The organism is Aequorivita capsosiphonis DSM 23843 (assembly GCF_000429125.1).
GTDB lineage: Bacteria > Bacteroidota > Bacteroidia > Flavobacteriales > Flavobacteriaceae > Aequorivita > Aequorivita capsosiphonis.
Map to the genome: position 1 here is coordinate 82896 of NZ_AUBG01000012.1, position 19435 is coordinate 102330.

The 19435-nt window shown below is 34.1% G+C and carries 18 protein-coding genes; 15 read left to right on the forward strand and 3 right to left on the reverse strand.

Annotated features, from left to right (window positions below):
* Positions 1 to 32: 32 nt before the first annotated feature.
* Entirely contained in the window at positions 33 to 863 is an 831-nt protein-coding gene (locus G440_RS0110725; RefSeq protein WP_026451306.1) for a helix-turn-helix domain-containing protein, read from the reverse strand.
* A gap of 234 nt (positions 864 to 1097) precedes the next feature.
* Here G440_RS0110725 and G440_RS0110730 point away from each other — a divergent pair, with 234 nt between their 5' ends.
* Positions 1098 to 1613 carry a DUF3124 domain-containing protein gene (locus G440_RS0110730; RefSeq protein WP_026451307.1) on the forward strand — a complete coding sequence of 172 codons (516 nt, stop codon included), beginning with the start codon at positions 1098 to 1100 and terminating at the stop codon, positions 1611 to 1613.
* 90 nt (positions 1614 to 1703) lie between these two features.
* On the opposite strand, the gene G440_RS0110735 is transcribed toward G440_RS0110730, so the two are convergent.
* The gene (locus G440_RS0110735) at positions 1704 to 2717 is read right to left on the reverse strand and encodes a DUF481 domain-containing protein (protein ID WP_026451308.1); all 1014 of its coding nucleotides are present in this window, start codon (positions 2715 to 2717) and stop codon (positions 1704 to 1706) included.
* Between the two features lie 504 nt (positions 2718 to 3221).
* Between G440_RS0110735 and G440_RS0110740 the strand changes: the two genes are divergently transcribed.
* The 11 genes from G440_RS0110740 to G440_RS0110790 all read left to right on the forward strand — a co-directional run bounded on the left by G440_RS0110740 (position 3222) and on the right by G440_RS0110790 (position 15432).
* Positions 3222 to 4553: a tyrosine-type recombinase/integrase gene (locus G440_RS0110740; RefSeq protein WP_026451309.1), complete on the forward strand. Its 1332-nt coding sequence runs from the start codon at positions 3222 to 3224 to the stop codon at positions 4551 to 4553.
* Positions 4554 to 4723: 170 nt separating this feature from the next.
* A complete protein-coding gene (locus tag G440_RS0110745) occupies positions 4724 to 5209 on the forward strand; it encodes an asparaginase domain-containing protein (RefSeq protein ID WP_026451310.1) in 486 nt (161 codons plus the stop codon).
* Between the two features lie 8 nt (positions 5210 to 5217).
* Positions 5218 to 6135, forward strand: a complete 918-nt coding sequence (locus G440_RS0110750) for a helix-turn-helix domain-containing protein (RefSeq protein WP_026451311.1) — start codon at positions 5218 to 5220, stop codon at positions 6133 to 6135.
* 271 nt (positions 6136 to 6406) lie between these two features.
* Positions 6407 to 7243: an RteC domain-containing protein gene (locus tag G440_RS0110755; protein ID WP_026451312.1), complete on the forward strand. Its 837-nt coding sequence runs from the start codon at positions 6407 to 6409 to the stop codon at positions 7241 to 7243.
* A 321-nt stretch (positions 7244 to 7564) separates the two neighbouring features.
* Positions 7565 to 7849, forward strand: a complete 285-nt coding sequence (locus tag G440_RS0110760) for a helix-turn-helix domain-containing protein (protein ID WP_026451313.1) — start codon at positions 7565 to 7567, stop codon at positions 7847 to 7849.
* Positions 7850 to 7852: 3 nt separating this feature from the next.
* Positions 7853 to 8605 (forward strand): hypothetical protein, encoded by a 753-nt coding sequence (locus tag G440_RS0110765; protein ID WP_026451314.1) that lies wholly within the window; start codon positions 7853 to 7855, stop codon positions 8603 to 8605.
* The gene (locus G440_RS0110770; RefSeq protein ID WP_026451315.1) at positions 8589 to 9251 is read left to right on the forward strand and encodes a DEAD/DEAH box helicase family protein; all 663 of its coding nucleotides are present in this window, start codon (positions 8589 to 8591) and stop codon (positions 9249 to 9251) included. The genes G440_RS0110765 and G440_RS0110770 overlap by 17 nt, the downstream gene beginning before the upstream one ends.
* A gap of 144 nt (positions 9252 to 9395) precedes the next feature.
* A complete protein-coding gene (locus G440_RS0110775; RefSeq protein WP_026451316.1) occupies positions 9396 to 10484 on the forward strand; it encodes an AAA family ATPase in 1089 nt (362 codons plus the stop codon).
* A 1-nt stretch (position 10485) separates the two neighbouring features.
* On the forward strand, positions 10486 to 12846 hold the full coding sequence (locus G440_RS0110780; protein ID WP_026451317.1) for a S8 family peptidase: 2361 nt from the start codon (positions 10486 to 10488) through the stop codon (positions 12844 to 12846).
* Positions 12847 to 12869: 23 nt separating this feature from the next.
* On the forward strand, positions 12870 to 14627 hold the full coding sequence (locus G440_RS0110785) for a hypothetical protein (RefSeq protein WP_026451318.1): 1758 nt from the start codon (positions 12870 to 12872) through the stop codon (positions 14625 to 14627).
* A gap of 10 nt (positions 14628 to 14637) precedes the next feature.
* Complete coding sequence (locus tag G440_RS0110790; protein ID WP_026451319.1) at positions 14638 to 15432, forward strand: hypothetical protein; 795 nt, start codon at positions 14638 to 14640, stop codon at positions 15430 to 15432.
* Positions 15433 to 15620: 188 nt separating this feature from the next.
* Here the strand turns inward: G440_RS0110790 and G440_RS0110795 are convergent, their stop codons facing one another.
* Entirely contained in the window at positions 15621 to 16280 is a 660-nt protein-coding gene (locus G440_RS0110795) for an N-acetylmuramoyl-L-alanine amidase family protein (RefSeq protein ID WP_026451320.1), read from the reverse strand.
* A gap of 189 nt (positions 16281 to 16469) precedes the next feature.
* Between G440_RS0110795 and G440_RS0110800 the strand changes: the two genes are divergently transcribed.
* Genes G440_RS0110800 through G440_RS0110810 form a run of 3 tightly spaced genes read left to right on the forward strand, consistent with a single transcriptional unit; the run spans position 16470 to position 19433 of the window.
* Entirely contained in the window at positions 16470 to 16757 is a 288-nt protein-coding gene (locus tag G440_RS0110800; protein ID WP_026451321.1) for a hypothetical protein, read from the forward strand.
* A gap of 2 nt (positions 16758 to 16759) precedes the next feature.
* Positions 16760 to 17044, forward strand: a complete 285-nt coding sequence (locus tag G440_RS0110805) for a hypothetical protein (RefSeq protein ID WP_026451322.1) — start codon at positions 16760 to 16762, stop codon at positions 17042 to 17044.
* Complete coding sequence (locus G440_RS0110810) at positions 17031 to 19433, forward strand: TraG family conjugative transposon ATPase (RefSeq protein WP_026451323.1); 2403 nt, start codon at positions 17031 to 17033, stop codon at positions 19431 to 19433. The genes G440_RS0110805 and G440_RS0110810 overlap by 14 nt, the downstream gene beginning before the upstream one ends.
* Positions 19434 to 19435: the final 2 nt, after the last annotated feature.

Consider the following 19435-nt stretch of genomic DNA (forward strand, 5'->3'; position numbering starts at 1 on the left):
TAAGTATCCAGCAAATTGACTATCAAAATAGCCTAACGCAGCATTTTCCTAAATTTTCCAGGACTATAGCCGCTATGTTTTTTGAAGAATTTTCCAAAACTATACGCATCGCTAAAATTGAGTTGTTCTGCAATCTCGGAAATAGTAAATGGTGTTTGCATTAACTGTTCTCGGGCAAAGTCCATGGTAGTTTTTGCAATAAAGTTACTGGGAGAGGCGCCTGTAGTTTCCCGAACACAATTTGAAATATATTTTGCGGTGAGGTTTAATTGTCCAGCATAATAGTTTAGATTTCTATTGTTTTTGAAACCTCCTTCCACCATTTCTAAAAACTGCATGGTTATAGCTTCTTTACGATGGTTAAAAACTGTGGTTTTATTTTTCTGCTTAAAAATAATTTCTACAATCATATAAACCAATGCGGTATATAGACTTTTCACAATGCGTTCCCTAAAGCCTTCCCCAACATCTTTTTTCCAATATTGACTGATGGTATCAATATGCTGCCAAGTAATTTGGAATGTCTTCACATCCAGCCGCATGCCTCCTTCCAGAAGTTGCAGGGTTCGGTAGGCGTCATATCTACTAAAACCAACCACCAAATCTAAATTCAATTTAGGACTTGCTTCTAGCATACATATTTCAATATCTTCAGAAAAAGCCCTTAGGCTGAAAACGCTCCCTTTATTGATAAAGAACACCGATGAATAATTTATCTCTTGCTCTTTCCCGTTCACTTTAAGAAGCAGTTTACCCCTTTTTAGATATATGGAAAGATTTTTTTCAGGGTAATACTTTTTATTTGGCTGTATGGCATCAATAAATTTCGAGGTGTTTAAAATATTGAGGAGTCTTTCAGCCATATAAATTTAAAGATACGGAAAGCTTAAACTCTGCGCGTAATGAAAATTACAAAATAATGTTAAGCCACTTATATGCAGAAAATAGCAGATGGCAGGATCGACATTTAGCAATTTTAAAAAGGGTTTCGCCCTAGGATTCCAGCATTATGAACTATTTTCTTCAAAAGGAAGCGGAAATCTTTCCTATATTTGTTAAGCAACAATAAAAAAATTCTCTCTGACATCCTGAATACTATGAAATACTCAATATTTCTTCTTTCTTTATTTTTCCTTTTTACCCTTGGGTGTGATAAGCCTATTCCAGCCGATCAAACCGCCTTAGGCTCTAAAGAACACGATCTAAAAAAATCCATAGCAGAAAGAGATAGTGTGCACAGTACACATAAAGTTTATGTTCCTGTTTACTCTAATATGTATCAACGCACGAGAAATGAACGAACATTATTAACCTCTACCTTAAGTATTCACAACACCAGTGAGACAGACACGCTCTACATAAACCGTATTGATTATTACAATACTGACGGGAAGTTTGTGAGGAAATATATAGAATCCACCATTTTCCTTAACACCTTTGAAACCTTAGAATATGTAGTGGACGAAAAGGATGAATCTGGTGGTTCTGGGGCCAACTTTGTTATTGAATGGTACGGAAATAAAAAATTAAACCCATTATTCCAAGCTGTGATGATTGGTGGATTGGGCAATAAGACGTTTTCGTTTACTACGGAAGGGGTCGAGATTTATTGAGCAAAGATTCAATTGGAACAGCTATCGGACGATATGAAGCGGTGTTGAAATTAAATTCAATACAATTGCCCAAGCGCTCAAGATCCCACATTAAAGACTCCAACCCAAAGTGGTTCTTATAATATAATCATCATAAGACGTGCCCTCAGCTGGCTTGCTATCATAGTTGTAATTAAAACCCAGTTTCAGAAACAAATCCAGTGGAAGATCGTATTTAAGGTCCAAATTAAAATCCGCTCTCAATCTTTCTTTTTCTGTTAAACTAGGATAAGCAGTTATTCCGGAAGCCAAACTGAATGCATTGAAATCGAAGAAATTCACTTCCAACGCTACAAAAGCTTCACCACTGTTTCTATTTTCATCTACAGCACCGTCATATTCTTCATTATTCCAAGCAACTCCCATGTTTCCGCCGAAAAACATTCTATTATTGTGAATAAAATACTTTCCGAGACCTACCTTATTTGTCATTCTTAATTTCAATTTTTGCTCGCTATTTGATAAGTACTCCGATTGAAGAATTAAGAAGTATTCGCGTCCTAAAAAATAATTGAAGGCCAGTTCACCAGAAGTCCGCTGTATCTCTTCCACATCATCTTGATTGCTTCGAACGGCACTAAAGCGAGTTGCAATACTATAGTAATCTGAAGTATATCCTAAAGCTGCAGCCACTGTTAGTTGACTTGCATTACTAGCTTTGGTAAAATTATATCCAAATGATAGGGAAGCGTTTAAACGAGAGACAAAACTATCCTTTTTAAGGAGTTTGATGAATACAATTTCATCAATTCCTAAAACATTTATATCTTTAAAGTCAAGAGTATCGTTTGCACTATTCGCGTCTAATCCGTCAATTTTATATCGATCTCCATCCTTTGCCGTTATTAAAAACCTTTTGGCGCTTTTTACGGATTTTACTTTTTTCCATTTTACTTTTAAATCACCACTACTATACGGTGTACTAAAATTTAAAACACCGCGATCCATTTTTTTAATCTCACCAAGAATTTGATCTCCATTAGAAAGCACTAAAGTATCTTTCTGTGAATATGCGCTTAGCGAGAGCAGGAAACCAAAACAGAGAACTATAAATTTTAAATTCATTTTAATAACATTTTACTTGTCAATCTAAATCAAAAAAATAGGCTTGAATACATTCTTGTAACACGCTTTTTAAATCAGTCCTTTTTGAAAAACAGTTAACATTTAAGTTGTTTAAAGTAAAAAAGACCTCACGTTTCTGTGAAGTCTTGATTTTTTTTAGTTGCGGAATCTGGACTTCCTTGGACTCCTAAAAACATTTCGGCTACGCCCTACGCGTCGCTTGTTGTCCCGAAGCATTTTCTATAATCAAAAAAGCCATAATTTTTAGATTATGGCTTTTTATTTAGTAGCGGGAACTGGACTCGAACCAGTGACCTTCGGGTTATGAGCTTGAAGTCGTCCTCAAACAAAACCTACCAAACACCAACAAACTAAATGTTTTTCAGCGTTTTACATTTTTTCAAATACCTTATGAAATCAATTAAAATCAAATTATTCTGTACTTATTCTGTACTAAGTGATTTTCAAATTGATTACTTTTGTATTGCACAAAACTAATAGATTATGGCGAGTATAAAAATTGTTTTGAGAAAAAATATGATACGAAAAGACAATACAATACCCCTTGCCATTCGTATCAGTGAAAACTATAAAACCAACTACAAGTGGCTTGGTCAGTATGTACTTGAAAAAGATTGGGATAAAAATGCGGGAAAGGCGAAAAGAACGCATCCTTACTCAAAGAAGCTAAATAACTTCCTAATGAAAAAGCTTACTGAGGCTAATGATATTTATTTCGATTCCAAGAAAGAACTCACAACTAAGCAAGTCAAGCAAAAATTAAAGGGTGCAGGAGGTTCGAAATCATTTTTTGATGTTGCCTCAGATAGAGTGAAAAACAAATATGAGCGTGGCACATTTTCCGTTGCAAAATCCGAACTGTCTATCCTTTACAACTTAGAAGAATTCTTAAACCTAAGCACAGCTAAGGAAAAAGTCGTCATTATTCACGAAATCAAGGAACGCCGAAAAGCGCGAATAAGTAAAGGACGGAAGGGCGAACATTCATTTATGGATTCCGTAGCGTATTTTAAAAAGAATAAAACATTAAAGTTTCAAGACATCAATGAGTCCTTTTTAGACAAATACAAGGACTTTTGCCTGGTCTATCTTGGGCAAAAAACACGTACAATTACTAATCAGCTTATTTTTATTCGTACATTATTCAACAAAGCTATCAAAATTGGAGTTGTTGATGTGAAATATTACCCTTTCGGTGGAGAAAAAGAAAAAATTCGCATAGGGTCCAGCCATAAGATTGGTCTTACCTCTAATGAAATAGAAAAGATTGAAATCTTGGAATTAGAACCAAATACTTCTATTTGGCATACCAAAAACGTTTGGTTAATTGCTTTTTACTTTGCAGGAATCAGAATTTCCGATGCTGTGCAATTAAGATGGTCAGATTTTAAAGACGATAGACTTCTTTACATAATGCATAAAAATGAAAAACCTGTTAGTTTAAAAATACCGGAAAAAGCAGTCAATATCCTAAGCCAATATAAAAACTGTATAGCCGAAAACCACGGCTATGTATTTCCATTTCTTAACACCACGAACATTTCTGACAACGAGGAAGTATTTAAAAAAACAAGAAATGCTACTAAACTGTTTAATAAGTATTTAAAAAGGATTGCAATTCAATGTGATATAGATAAAAATCTTTCAAACCACATTGCACGTCACAGTTTCGGGAATATTGCAGGAGATCGCATCCATCCATTGATGCTTCAGAAATTATATAGGCATAGCGATTTGAAAACTACCTTAAATTATCAAGCAAACTTCATTCACAAAGATGCAGATGAAGCTTTAGACAGTGTAATTAATTTTTGAAATTGATAATTTATTCTACAAAAATTTATCAATAAGTGGATAATATATCTCTAACTTCTAATTGATTAATACAGATAACTTCATTTGTCTAATTTTACTTTAGTGTATAGTCTGTTTATTTATTCTAAATTAAAACACCTACCTTTATGTAGTAAAAATAGCAAAATATTATGATAGCTATATTAACTACAGGCGGTACAATTGAAGGTCTTGATTATATTGACGGCAAAGGAAAAACGAATTCAAATATTTCAATTAAAGATTTTCTAACAGCTGCCAATGTTGATTTTGAATATACCATAGAAAGTGTATTTAAAAAGGATAGTCGAGCAATAAATGAGAGCGATAGAGAACAATTAGTCAGTAAGATTGTTGAATCTGATGCTTTAAAGATATTAATAACTCACGGCACTTTCACAGTGGAAGATACTGCAAAATATATCGGAAAGAAAGACCTGAACAAAACCATTGTTTTGGTTGGTTCTTTCATATTAGGTTCATCAGCTGACACAGATGCCCCTTTTAATTTAGGGTATGCAATAAGCTCATTGCAATTTCTAAAACCGGATGTTTATATTGCTATGAACGGACAAATTTTTCACTGGAAAAATGTTACCAAAAATTTAGAAACTAATAAATTTGAGCGCAATGAATAGGTATATAAATGTTTGGAACTTCAATACATTGGACAACGTTCTTCTATCTATTACTGGATACGGTTATAGTATTGCTTACACTTTACCTTTCAGTAAAGAAACCGAGTAGTAACTTTAAGCGGTTTCTAATTCTTGGTTTATTATTTGTTGTCTATAACGCTACTGGCGGATTTCTTCCTACTGATAATTTCCCTGGACCATTTATACTTCAATACATCATAACATATAGCGTGGCAATCACATTGTGCGTTTACATTGTATATTATCTCTACAAGGAGTATGATATTGTCGTTCTTAAATTTAATTCTTCAATTCGGAATCTTGCCATATTCGCGACTGCTAGTTATATCATTCTATTTTTAGTCCCCTATCTTGTCACAGGGTCTTTGGACTCGGCCAGAATTCTCTTTACCATACCAATTTCAGTAGCTGCCTTTGTTTTTCTATTTATATTTTACAGACGAATTTCGAATCCAAGTAATCCGAATGCCTTTATTTTAAGGCGTAATAGATTATCTATCATAAGTGTGGGAAGTATCGCATTGTTACCTATTTGTACAGTTATTGGAGATTATCAATGGTTGACCTTTACCGTGGTGAACTTGGCTTTCTATGCCATAACCACCATTGAAGTTGATAGGTATTTATACTTTATAGAAAATAATAACCGAATGTACGAAGTGTTCGCCCTCAAAAAAAAGCAAAAGGTCGAAGCGATCGAACGTAAGATTTTTTATGAAGATTTGACAAGAAGAGAAATTGAAGTTGCTCTTTCCATTTTAAGTGATTTAAGCTATAAAAATATTGCTAAAGATTTATTCATTGCTGAAAGTACCGTTTCAAAACACGCTTCCAATATCTTCAAAAAAACAAGTGTGAAAAATAGGCGGGAATTCTTAAAACGATTTCGTAAGAAAAAGAAATAATTCAAATTCAGTCTAAAAACGTAGTGTTTACAATATATCATAAAAATTCCGTAGAAAAATACGGTGCATTCCGTAATTAAATACGGAAAGTTTTCCTTTCATAATTCTTGTTTAAGATTATCTTACTAAAGTTCTACAAAATACACTAATAAGCCACAAATTTTATGAATTACCGTGGCTGTTACTGAAGTTTTCAGAACAATTAAAAAAGCAACTCAACCTTATCAATTAAATTAAATAACTATGGTCTCAAAATTAAATCTACCTACTTATGGATTCTCAAATACTATCGAAAATACTGCTTCAGGACCTTGATGAAATAAGAAATCAATATGATAATATTTTAGAAAGGGCTAACCGTTCGATAAGGGTTTGTCGTAATTTATTGACAACCTATAAAAAAGAAATTCTGGATAAAGAATTCCAAACTATCAAGGAAGAAATAAAATTCTTTAAAGAAACCAAACAAATTCCGCTTATAAACTTAATTTACTTTTCAGAAATCCATTCTTTTGAAGTTCAGTTTCCAAAAGGAAATAAGGAAAACCAATTAAAATTCATTAAGAAGAAAATCAATAAGATAAATAGATTTTTCCTTATCAATATAGATTTTGGACGTTACGTCAATTCTGGGGCTACCCATTTTGATAAAGAATACTACACACGAGATTACCTTGAAACATTTCACATTACAACCTCAAAATTCTATTTCCAAGATCCTGAATTTTGCACACCTCGGGATATGCTTCTTGGCAAGTACAAGGCTTATGATTTATTAGTAGTTTATTTGGATGAGAAAAAATTCCAAATCCGAAAAGGTTTAAATGACAAACCGAGAACCACTAAACCAATAGAAAAAATCCAATGGCCATTTTCAAATACGGATTACGTGGAACTACTTTATGCGCTATGTGCAAAAGGTTTAGGAAAGCAAGATAATCAAGGCATAATGCAAGTTTCTAAAAAACTGCAACAGATATTTGACTTCACACCAAAAGACATTTACAAAACCTTTCAAGAGATCAAAAACAGGAAAAATAGTAGAACACTCTTTCTAGACCAGCTTTCCACATCCTTACTTATAGAAATGGATAAAAGCGAAGAGTAATCCTCTTATACAATCTTTCATCTCATTTTTAAACCGTTAAAAAAAGACCGTACTAGGGTTGACCTACGGTAATTGAATCCTGTATCTGTTTTCCATAAAATTTAATATGGTTTGAGGTTTTAATTTTGCAAAAACCATCTCAAAACGAACCAAAACTTCCCAAATTTCAAAACGTTAAATTTTGACCGTAGTACGGTCGTACTGGGGAATAAAATCCAGTAAACCTACCCAATTTTGTAGAACGAAAGTCAAATCAGGTCAGGGGCTATCAAATTAGTTGACAGCGATACGATAGCCTCTTTCCATTAAAACCGTTCTATTATGCCAACAAGTATTATTACCACAGACGACCTTCGAGAATTCAAAATGGAATTACTCGATGACATTAAAAATCTTTTATCAAAACAATCGAAAGGGAAACTCAAGAGATATCTCAAATCTTCCGAGGTTATGGACTTGCTACAAATAAGTCCAGGAACTCTTCAAAATCTTCGAATAAATGGCACTTTACCCTACACAAAAGTGGGCGGTATCATTTATTACGATGCCGAGGAAATTCAAAATTTAATGACTGCAAATCGCGTGAATCACGATCTAAACTCTTAAATGATGAACTACATAAAGCTACTTAATGCGGCTTTTGAAAAGTTCTATTTCGATGACCGCCTAAACCCTACCCATATCAGCTTGTATATGGCACTGTTCCAAGAATGGAACAGTAGTCGCTTTGCAGACGAATTTTATGTAAACCGTAGAGATTTAATGCGCTGTTCCAAAATAGGCTCAAAATCCACTTATCATCGATGCGTTACAGATTTAGACTCGTGGCTTTATCTATGCTATTTCCCATCCAATAATCCTTACAAAGGCAGTAAAATCAAGATGTCCATTATCGGGACAAGTGATGAACCTGTTACGGGACAGTACAATCCCATATTAGAACAACTTGCGGAACAGTACCGTCCCAATGATGAACCAGTAGTGTACCAGCACCATCCCATTAATAGACAAGCTGTGGACTTGCACCGTCCCACCAGTGGACAAGCATTGGTATCTACTATAAACAATACCAAACAAGTAAACAATTTAAAACAACCAAAGGACTGGCAGGCCGTTATTGATTTTTTTATTAAAAAAGGTTTTAATGCTGATGAAGGAAAAAAATTCTTCGAGCATTATGAAACTCGGAACTGGCAAACGAGTGATGGAAAAGAAATTAGAGATTGGCGTGCCTTGGCAACGAACTGGATGGATAGAACAGAGTTATATGCCGAAGAAAACAAACCAAACAAGAAACAACCGTCCCAAATCAAGGACAACTTGCGAACCACTAAAAACAAAGATTATGGACAACCCCTCTAAAATTACCGAAGGTGGCGTGGAATACTCGCTCGGAAAATTTGATGGCAAAAGCGTGTTATACGATTTTGATAAAATCTTGATTTACTTGGATGCAAAGGGAAAGTTACTCTTTGGTAAACAATTTAGAATCTATGATGAGGATACGATTATCATCCGCAAACTATGTCACTATTTCATCAAGGACAAAGAAAATTGCCTGAAAGATGATATCGACCCTGACAAGGGTATTCTTCTTTCCGGACCTGTGGGTTGTGGAAAGACCACTTTGATGAAACTACTGCGATATATCGTACCAATGCAACGACCCTATGAAATGATTCCCTGCCGGAATGTAGCGTTTAGTTTTAACCATCTTGGATTTAAGACTATCGAGGAATTTGGCAATACCAAATTCTATTGCTTTGACGATTTAGGCGTCGAACCTGCTGGAAGATTCTATGGCAAGGATCTGAACGTAATGGGCGAAGTGCTCTTGTCTCGTTACGAATTATATCTGCAAACCAAAAAGAAAACTAAAACCCACGCCACCACCAATCTCAACGCTGAAGAACTGGAAGAACGCTATGGCAACCGTGTTCGTAGCCGAATGCGGGAATTGTTTAATTTGATTGCTTTTGATAAAGGGGCTGGAGATAAAAGAAATTGATTCATTAAAATTACGCTATTAGTCTAATAATTACATAAATAACAAATAACATCACACTTTGAAGCAAAAATATTACGATTATTGGTTTCTGTATTACGTTTTTAAGTATATTTGTCACAGTTAACTATTAGAATATTTCGAGAAATGTATACAGAACTCATTAAAATAATTGAAGGTGGCCTCAATCAAGATGCAAATAAGGTAATTAATTATTCAAAGCATTTGGTAAAAAAACTTCGCGAAGATGGAGAAGATAAATTGGCAGATAAAATTATGAAGACTATTGAAAAGGCCAATGGTGTTCCGGTTTATAAAGACCAGTTATTTGATGCGCCGGTTGACAACGATACAAGGTTAAATATCGCTGACATTATTATGCCGCAAAATATTAAATTGGATATTATCCTGTCTGACAGTGTAATTGAACCTATCAATCAGTTTATTTCACTTGTTAATTCTAAAAACATCATTAAAAGTAAAGGGTTGGATATTAACTTATCCCTCTTATTATACGGTCCTCCTGGATGTGGTAAAACTACCTTGGCAAAACACATTGCCAAAGAATTAGATATACCAATCATAATTGCCCGCTTTGACTCTTTAATTTCCTCTTTATTAGGTAATACGGCAAAAAACATTAGAAAATTGTTTGATTATGCTAAAAGCAAACCCTGTATTCTCTTTTTAGACGAATTTGATGCCATTGCTAAAGCAAGGGACGACAACCAAGAGACTGGAGAGTTAAAAAGGGTAATAAATAGCTTATTACAAAATATTGATGAATTTAGTGAAAATGGTATTCTCATAGCGGCTACAAATCACGAACAGTTGCTTGATAGCGCCATCTGGAGACGTTTTGAAAAAATTATCAATGTCTCAATTCCTAACAATTCTGAAGTTCAGAATTTGGTAAGGCTATATTTTGATAAGATTGATTCGGAATTGGATGTTGAAGATAAAAAAATAGAGATACTTTACAATTATTTGAGTGGTTATTCTCATTCGGAGATTGTGAAAATTTTAAACAGCGCATACTACAATTCAATCATTAAAAAAGACGAATACGGTTATGAAGATATTTTTATGGAGTATTTAAAATACAAAACCAATAATCGTTTTGCTCAAGACGAGGCAATACGCTTTCTACACGAAAGTAATATTACACAAAAACAGATTTCAACATATTTAGATTTATCAATAAGACAAGTTAGAAACGCATTAAATTTAGAATAAAATGGCAAAGAATTTACCCATAAAGATATTCCAAAAACGAAGATTGGATGAAAGAAGAACGGAAGGAAGCGGTTCAAATACCCCACCAAAATGGCAACTGAACGATGCGGAATTAGCAGAAAGAGCAGCGCTTTTACTTGAACCATTCGACCAACTTTTTGATGAATTCCGGACACGTCCGAATGCAAGGGATTTCATCCCTGCAACTTTAAAAGTTTATATCGATGACAATGCTATTGCCAAATCACACAGGAAAGACATCCAAAGTCTTTTCAATGGTAAAAGGACTAAAAACAATGTGATTGGATTTATTGATTCAAACAGTTTGTTGATAAAAGTAGAAAACTTGGAAGAAGGTCAATCTATTAGACGAAACATCGAAAATTTCAGAAAAAATTCCAAATCGATATCTGCTATCGAAGGAATAGAAGTATTTTCCCCTCAGGTTGTTGAATTCGCCGAAGATGTTCTCAAAGTATCGTTGATTGATTATCATAATTTCGAACTAAACAATGCCGTCAAAGTAGCATTCACTAAATTTTGCCAAGAGCTAAATTTAAAAATCAAGGAAATTCGATATTCAACAGGACTAATCATTTTTAAAATTGAAGGTGCAACACCAGCAACTTTAGACCAACTATCAGATTTTGAAGCGTTAGAGGCAATTGATTTTATGCCAAAATATAAAATTGTTTTGGACGCAATGGACACCGAAGATGTTTTGGATATTTTGGAGCCAAAAGAAGGTGTTGACTATCCCATAATTGGCGTTTTAGATACAGGTATTTCAGATAATAAATATTTGAAACCTTGGCTTACACAAGATAAATTTTCTACATACCCAGATGAGTTGATAGACACTTCTCACGGTACAGGTGTATCGAGTGTAATCATTTACGGAGACAAGTTGCAAAATGAAATGTTATCTGGCAATACGGGTTGTATGCTCTTTGATGCCACCGTATTTCCCGACAGTAGCAAAGAATCGATTTATGAAGATGAATTAATTGAGAATATTAGGGAAGCCATTAAAAGTCAAAGAGACATCAAAATATGGAACTTGTCTTTAGGTACAGACCAAGAATGCGATGTTAATGATTTTTCAGATTTCGGTATTGCTTTGGACAGTATTCAAGAAACTTATGATGTAATTATTTGTAAATCCGCTGGAAACTGTAAAAATTTCATAAACGGAAGGCCAAAAGGCAGGGTAGCAAAATCAGCAGATTCCATTCGGGCACTTGTAGTGGGTTCAATTGCTCATAACAAAAATGGATATGACATTTCTGAAGTGAATCACCCATCACCATTTACAAGAATTGGCCCTGGTCCTGCAAACAGTATTAAACCAGATTTGGTTTCAATTGGTGGGAACGCTGGTATGAACGATGGTAGAAGTACACAAAATGGCATAAATGCCATTGCGCCAGATGGTAGAATTGTACAAATTATTGGGACAAGTTTTTCAACGCCTCGGATAACGGCACTTTTGTCTGAACTAAATTTTAAAATTAGTGAAAATTTTAACCCAACGCTTTTAAAAGCTTTAGCAATCCATTCGGCAAAATATCCAAGTATGCTCACACTGCCAGCCAGTGAGAGGGTAAATCAAATGGGTTTTGGTGTTCCTGATTCTGCGGATGATATTATTTACAATGACCCACACGAAATCACGCTTATTCTACAGGAGAATATTGTTAAAGGGGAATTTATTGAGATTTTGGAGTTTCCTTTTCCAGAAAGTTTAATAGACATTGACGGGTTTTTTTATGGAGAGGTAAAGGTAACTTTGGTTGCACAACCAGTACTTCGGGAAAAACAAGGTGCTGAATATTGCCAATCGAATCTTGATGTAAAATTCGGTACGTATGATAATATAAAAGATAGAGGTATTGAAAAAACCAACATCCTAAACGAATTTGGTCCCGACGATGCCAAAAATGTATTATTGGATTCGAATTACAAAAGTGCATTTAAAAAAGACACTGAAAGCGATTATGCAAGAGAAAGGGTTTTATTGAATTATGGTAAAAAATATCAGCCTGTAAAAAAATATTCTGTCAATCTTAATGAAATGACGAATTCTAACAAAGAGCATAACTTGGAAAGCACTCGTAAATGGTATGCCAAAATAACAGGCACGTATAGAGACTTTGCTGAAACACTCGCACAAAAGGATGGCGAAATTCTTAATCAGGACTTTACTTTGGTTGTAACCATAAAAGACAATAAGCGTCAATACAATATTTACGATGAAGTAACACAGTTATTGGAAAATCGCAATTTTTTACATTCCAACATCAAATTAAGGGAAGAAGTACGTATTCGTTTGGATAATGACATCAATACTGAAAATATTTGAAATCCAAGATAAATATCTTCAGTATGGGTGTAACTATAAAAATGCCATTGACGTTCGAATCTTGCTTTCCGCAAGAAAAGCAAAAACCAATAGATTATTATTTGAAGGATTTGGGAAAGGATATGCAACTTTTAATGGGTTCATTCCTTTTAGGTATTAAAAATAAAGATTCTAAATTTTCTGGTCTTACAGGTTTTTTGCCAGAATATTTTTCAGAAGCTAATTTTGAGTTTGCTGATTGTGTTTATCGACGAATGACTATATATGCAAAGGAAAATGATTTTGAGATGGATAGCTTTGAAGTGCCATATCCAATCAGTAGTCTTAATTATTTTGAATACGTCTACGACAATCCTGCCGCATTTGAAAAAAAAGATTATACACGGGAGGAATTTTTAGATATTGAAATCAATTTTTTTAAGGCATATACCATTTTCAATCAGAAAAGTATTACCGAAAGAGGAAATGAGTTAGCACAAAATTTTAAAAAACATAATATACCAGAAACTCTTGACAATTTTTTGGTTGGCAACCAATTGCACAGCTTTGATATTACAGACTATCAAATTGACAAAGTTTTTATGTGCCAATTCCTAAAGGCGTATAGTTTCTTTGAATTTTTAGAAGATTATAAAGGTAGTACTCATTTAATTACTGCTTTCTACAAACATTATAATGTAAAAGATTCTAATGAATATCTTCATAAACTTCTGGGTATTGTCTTTCCTGTATTAACTGCAAAAAAGGAGGCACACACGGAAATCCATCTCGATGCCGATAAACAAGAAGAGCTATCTTTATTCATTGAAAAACATATTTTGCTGGATGATGAAACGTTGGCGGATTTTGATTTTACCAAAACCCGAAGCTATCCGCTTTATAAAATAGAAAAAAGTAAATACAGAATTATCTATCCATTGTTTGTTGTGGAAATGATTTATAAAGGTTTGTATTTTAGATTTAAGGCTATTAACGATAACCTGCCAAAAAACGAACAATTAAAAAATCTGTACGGAATCAAGAACCTGCAATTTTCGGAGCAATATTTATTAAATCAAACCCTGAAAAAGCTATTTGGCAACAGATTTTTACAAAAGTCAGGACAGGAAATGGATGTAAATTTCAAAGGTGCGCCGGATTATTATGTGCGTAATGGTAATAAAATATTCTTATTTGAATCAAAAGATGTTCTGTTGGGGAAAGAAATAAAACAATCGATCCAATACAACGAGATTTTGGAAAAACTTAAAATAACATTTGTTCAAAATGAGGAAGGAAAGCCTAAAGCAGTTTTACAGCTTGTAGAAACTATAAGGAAAATACTAACAAAATCACTTGCATTCGATACCAATGCACCATCCAATAGAGCTATAATTTTTCCTATTCTTATAGTTCATTTCAGAATGTTCAATACGCCAGGAATGAATAAGTTGATTAATAATTGGTTTAATGATGAATTGTCAAAACTTGATGATGAGGGATTAAATACTTCTAATGTCAAAAGTCTCATTATAATTGATATGGATACTCTTCTTTACAACAGTCATTTTTTCGAAACAAGTAAACTTATATTGGAAGATTGTTTAATGGAGTACCATCGAAACTATTTGAATTTGGATTTGAAACAACATAATATCAAAAGTCAAAAACAAGCTGACGAAAGGATAAGTGAAAGTTATACATCATTTGCCTACTATATAGATAACAAAATTGATAAAAATTTCAGAAGACCAAAACCAAAACTATTGTTGGAAAAAATGATTAGTGTAGTCACAAAATAAATTAATTATTATGAATTATGAATACCGTATTTGTTGCTTTATCGATATTTTAGGTTTTAAATCTCATATCGATTCCACTGTTGATAGTTCTGGTAATGACGTCGAAGATAAAATAAGGAGTATAAAGAGGGTTATTGATATTGCCAATAAAATTCTAATAGATTATGATAGTGGGATTTCGAAATCCAAAATGGTTACACAGTTTTCTGATTCAATAGTAATATCTTTTAAAATTGAGGAAAATAGTGAGGTTTTTTATTCTATAATAGATTTACTTCATATATCCTTTGAATTGGCAAATAATGGCTACTTGACAAGGGGTGGTGTAAGTGTTGGTAAATTGGTACATACTGATAAGCACATATTTGGGCCTGCACTTGTCGATGCATACATCCTTGAATCAAAAAAAGCAATCAACCCAAGAATTATCGTAAGTGAAGAAGTTATCGAAATTGGTAAAACATTTCGTTTACCTATCAATTCAGTTGAAGATGAAGCTGAAAGTATAATGAGTTGTATTTCCAAAGATGATGATGGCTATTATTATATTGATTACATAACCCAAGCAAATGATGAATTAGACGAGCCAAATTATGATTTGCTTCCATATTTATTAAAATTGAAAGCTTTGATTGAAAATGGCTTGTCATCAGGTTCAACAGATGTTATTTCAAAACACGAATGGTTAAGGATAAAATACAATAATTACATATCACAAATTCAAGAAAATATTAAAGATTGGAAGCATATTGACAACGACCCACAATTGTTGGTTGCATTTAAAAATCTCACTTTGATAAAATAGATTAATTTTTTAATTGTCCTTGGTTTATCTCTGAACTGCTTCATTAGGAAAATTGAATGAAATTTTTCATTGTTTACAAATTAAATAAAAAACATAGGAGTAGAATTCAACCAAACACTCACCAAATCTTTTTTTGCATAAAAAATTCACATATTTTAATAATGATTTTTTTGATTATCTTGATTATCTCAATTCCCAACTCTTCCATAACCACTAAAATTTTTGTCTAAACCTTCCAATAATACCTTTGCCATAATCACAAAATTTTCAGAGTTTTGGAAAAATTTGCTCTCATCCGCATTACTCAAAAATCCCAACTCCAAAAGCACCGAAGGACAATAACCAACTGTTTCTCGCAACACTTGGAAATCCGCAAACTTTACACCCCTAATCTTATAACCAATTTGGTCAGAGAGAGCCTTCTCAAATAAATAGCCGATATAAACAGATTCTTTAGAATAAGTGCTCTGTTTTCTTGAAGTATAAACTTCAACACCAACTGCACTTTCATTATTGGAATGATTGCAATGCAAGGAAACAAACAAATCTGCATTCAATGCCTTTGCCAATTTCGTTCTATCCGATAGCGAAATGAGCGTATCGCTATATCTCGTCAAGTAAATGTGGAGTGGCATTTTTGACTGCTCGTTAATTCTTAAAATTTCCAAAGCAATCTTTATTACAACATCCTTTTCTTGAATTCCATTTACTCCTATTGCACCAGAATCTTTTCCACCGTGTCCAACATCAATAATTATTCTTTTTTGGACGACAGTTTCTTGTCCAAAAATGAAGCACATTTTTAGAAGCAAAAAGACAAAACTGACGTTTTTTAGCACTTTTTTCATTTTCAATTTCCAGGTTATCAACAACTCTACTTGAAAAATCCATAGAATTTGATGTTAAATAATAACATTCTAATTCATTTGAATATAAATAATATTTTATTCACAAATATCTGATTTACAGTAATTTATAAACAAATATATGTAAATTTCTAACAACGAAAATGAATTAAAAATCTAAACTTTTCCGTTATGAAAAAATCACTCTATTTGGCAACATTTCTATCACTGTTATCCACTTCGCTTTTTGCCCAAATTGGTGGCATCGAGGATTCTGTAAACGACGTAGGTGACACCATAAGAACAATCTTTCCAATCTTACTTGGTGTTATCTTCCTCGTCGGCTTTTTATTTAATGCTGGACACTTCTTCGGAGAAAACGCAGATCTCAAAAAAGGGATCACTCGTGTTCTCGTCTTCGTCCTTATTGCTGGGGCTGTTGTAGGAATATTTACATATCTAATCGGGATTGTAGTATAGCAATGAGAACCTTCGAGGTCTATAAAAACATCAGAAAACGGGCAGTCATTTTTGGACTGCCTATTTCCCTGTTTGCAGTAATGATGATCGCCATACTTGCTTCGCTTCTGGTTATCATCTTTTCATTCAGTTTCGGGATGATTATAGGCGTGCTCATAATCAATGCTGCACTATACATTGTCTTGACTCGAATAAATAACAACCCACAGATCTTTCAGATGGCGAAGGCTTTCCCAAGAATAATTAGTAACAAAAGAAATTCCGGCTTCGATTATGAACAAGATTAACCTTTCAGCATATCAACCCATTGCAGATATTCAAGACAATATCGTCTTTGCCAACAATGGTAATGTGGTATTGTGTTATGAAGGGAAGCTACCAGAAATCTATTCCCTATCAGAAAAGGACTTTGAGGATATACACGGTGCCTGGTTTCAAGCTTTAAAATCCTTACCTGTTGGAACTGTGATTCACAAACAGGATATCTACCTCAAAAAGTCTTATTCTTCAGACGAGCTTCCTAATAAAACCTTTTTGGAAAGAGCCACACACGACCATTTTAAAGGACGTGGACACATTGAACACAAATGCTATTTGTTCTTCATTTTGACCAAAAACAAAGCACTCAACAATCCAAAATATGTCAATCCGTTCCGAAAAGTTTCAAAGGGAATTGTACAGGAACTGGACGACAACATTAAAAGTTTTGTCAACTCAGTAAGCGACTCTGTTTCTTTTATAAACAATAGCCGAAAAATGGCATTTCTTCCGCTTAAACCAGAAGAGATTCAGAAACTTACTAGTGGTTATTTTAATGGCTTTAATGAGGGTTTTGACACCGATATTTTATTGGATAAGAAAAGCGTCAATATTGGCGAAAACCATTATGATGCCCTTGCCATCAATAGCGAACTGTGCTTTGGCGAAAGTGTACAGAGTAGCAAGACCAATGAGAAATTCACTTCTGACGATTTTGTGTTTCATCAAGGGTTTATTGATGGCTTAGGGCTTACGCTTAACGAAAATCATATTGTCAATCAAATTCTATATCTCGATGACAAACAAAAGTGGCGCAAACTGCTCGATAAGAAAATTGAGGAACTGAATAAAAGTTCCAATTTTGGCTCGCAGAACAAAGTGGTACTTGGTAAAATCCAGCACATCCTTGACCAAATCAATGCGGATGATAATGCACGTATTATTCGTGGTCATCTCAATATTGTCTATTGGGCGAAGGAAGCCAAAGAACTTGACAAAATCACCTCAAAGATAAAGACAGAGTTTAAGGAACTGGATATCATCCCGTATTATCCACGAGGCGAGGAACGGAAAAATTATATACTGAACAGCTACTGCTGCTTCTCTTCCAATTTCTCAAATAACGATTTATATGTTACCGATTTAAAACACGCACTTTGTCTGTTCATTAATAACACCAATTACAAATCGGATGCTACCGGAATCATCTTTAATGACCGTGAACATAACATTCCCGTTCTAAAGGATGTTTGGGATGAGCGCAAAAAGAGAATCAAAGCCCGGAATTTTGCCATCTTCGCACCAACAGGCGAAGGCAAATCCTTTTTGGCGAATAATATTCTACGCCAATATTTTGAAAGCGGCGTTCGTTTGGTCATTATTGATTTGGGTGGTTCCTATACCAAATTCGCCAAACTTTATCCCGAACAATATACCGTACTTCGTTATGAGAGTGGAAAGAATCTTGGCATCAATCCATTTTACATTAGCGATGTCAATGATCTGACCCCAGAACGTCTAGAAGATTTATCCGTATTCCTGTTTGAATTATTTGCTTCGGACTTAAAGGTTACCAAAGCACAATCGGTTTCCATCAAGAAAATACTGCGCTATTATTACGATAGTACCTCCGAAAATCATTCTTTGGAAGGTTTTTATGACTTTATAGAATGGAATCAAAAAGACCTTTTGAAAACCCTTAAAATCCATCCCGACTACTTCAATATTACGAGTTTCTTGCACGTAATGTCCGAATACGTCGGCGATGGTCTATATAGTTTTCTGTTTGAGGTAAGCGAAGATCAGACTTATAAAATCGAGGACAAACGATTGATAGTTTTTGAACTGGATGAAGTTAAGGATAACAAAGAAATCCTATCCGTGATGTTAAAGCTGATTAAGTCAGCTATCCAAAGAACCATCTGGAAAAATCGGGCCGAGAAAGGTATTATCCTTTTTGACGAGTTTGCCAAACAACTGAAGTTCGAAAACGTATTGGAAAGCGTGGAATTCTACTATCAAGCAATCCGTAAACAAAACGGTGCGATTGGGATCATACTACAATCCATCAATCAGCTTCCGAACAATTCTACTTCCGCAAGCATCCTTGAAAACACTCAGGTAATTTATAGCCTGAACAATGAAAAGGGTTATGACGAACTGGTTAAAAGACTCAACCTCTCAACCCACGATCTGAACCAATTAAAGTCCATCAAAAACAATCTTTCCGGACCACGAAAGTACACCGAAATGTTTATCAAAATCGGTAGAGAAAGTAACATTTTTAGGCTTGAAGTTCCCAAGGAAGTTTATGCCGCTTACCTAACAGACGGACAAGAAAACGAGGAAATAATGAAGCTCTACGAGCTACATCACGATATGAAAAAAGCAATAATTGAATTCACATCTAAAACATAATA

Excerpts from the sequence above, each read along its gene's own strand:
- G440_RS0110725 (WP_026451306.1), bottom strand. The coding sequence starts at position 863 with ATGGCTGAAAGACTCCTCAATATTTTAAACACCTCGAAATTTATTGAT.
- G440_RS0110730 (WP_026451307.1), top strand. The coding sequence starts at position 1,098 with ATGAAATACTCAATATTTCTTCTTTCTTTATTTTTCCTTTTTACCCTT.
- G440_RS0110735 (WP_026451308.1), bottom strand. The coding sequence starts at position 2,717 with ATGAATTTAAAATTTATAGTTCTCTGTTTTGGTTTCCTGCTCTCGCTA.
- G440_RS0110740 (WP_026451309.1), top strand. The coding sequence starts at position 3,222 with ATGGCGAGTATAAAAATTGTTTTGAGAAAAAATATGATACGAAAAGAC.
- G440_RS0110745 (WP_026451310.1), top strand. The coding sequence starts at position 4,724 with ATGATAGCTATATTAACTACAGGCGGTACAATTGAAGGTCTTGATTAT.
- G440_RS0110750 (WP_026451311.1), top strand. The coding sequence starts at position 5,218 with ATGTTTGGAACTTCAATACATTGGACAACGTTCTTCTATCTATTACTG.
- G440_RS0110755 (WP_026451312.1), top strand. The coding sequence starts at position 6,407 with ATGGATTCTCAAATACTATCGAAAATACTGCTTCAGGACCTTGATGAA.
- G440_RS0110760 (WP_026451313.1), top strand. The coding sequence starts at position 7,565 with ATGCCAACAAGTATTATTACCACAGACGACCTTCGAGAATTCAAAATG.
- G440_RS0110765 (WP_026451314.1), top strand. The coding sequence starts at position 7,853 with ATGAACTACATAAAGCTACTTAATGCGGCTTTTGAAAAGTTCTATTTC.
- G440_RS0110770 (WP_026451315.1), top strand. The coding sequence starts at position 8,589 with ATGGACAACCCCTCTAAAATTACCGAAGGTGGCGTGGAATACTCGCTC.
- G440_RS0110775 (WP_026451316.1), top strand. The coding sequence starts at position 9,396 with ATGTATACAGAACTCATTAAAATAATTGAAGGTGGCCTCAATCAAGAT.
- G440_RS0110780 (WP_026451317.1), top strand. The coding sequence starts at position 10,486 with ATGGCAAAGAATTTACCCATAAAGATATTCCAAAAACGAAGATTGGAT.
- G440_RS0110785 (WP_026451318.1), top strand. The coding sequence starts at position 12,870 with ATGGGTGTAACTATAAAAATGCCATTGACGTTCGAATCTTGCTTTCCG.
- G440_RS0110790 (WP_026451319.1), top strand. The coding sequence starts at position 14,638 with ATGAATTATGAATACCGTATTTGTTGCTTTATCGATATTTTAGGTTTT.
- G440_RS0110795 (WP_026451320.1), bottom strand. The coding sequence starts at position 16,280 with ATGAAAAAAGTGCTAAAAAACGTCAGTTTTGTCTTTTTGCTTCTAAAA.
- G440_RS0110800 (WP_026451321.1), top strand. The coding sequence starts at position 16,470 with ATGAAAAAATCACTCTATTTGGCAACATTTCTATCACTGTTATCCACT.
- G440_RS0110805 (WP_026451322.1), top strand. The coding sequence starts at position 16,760 with ATGAGAACCTTCGAGGTCTATAAAAACATCAGAAAACGGGCAGTCATT.
- G440_RS0110810 (WP_026451323.1), top strand. The coding sequence starts at position 17,031 with ATGAACAAGATTAACCTTTCAGCATATCAACCCATTGCAGATATTCAA.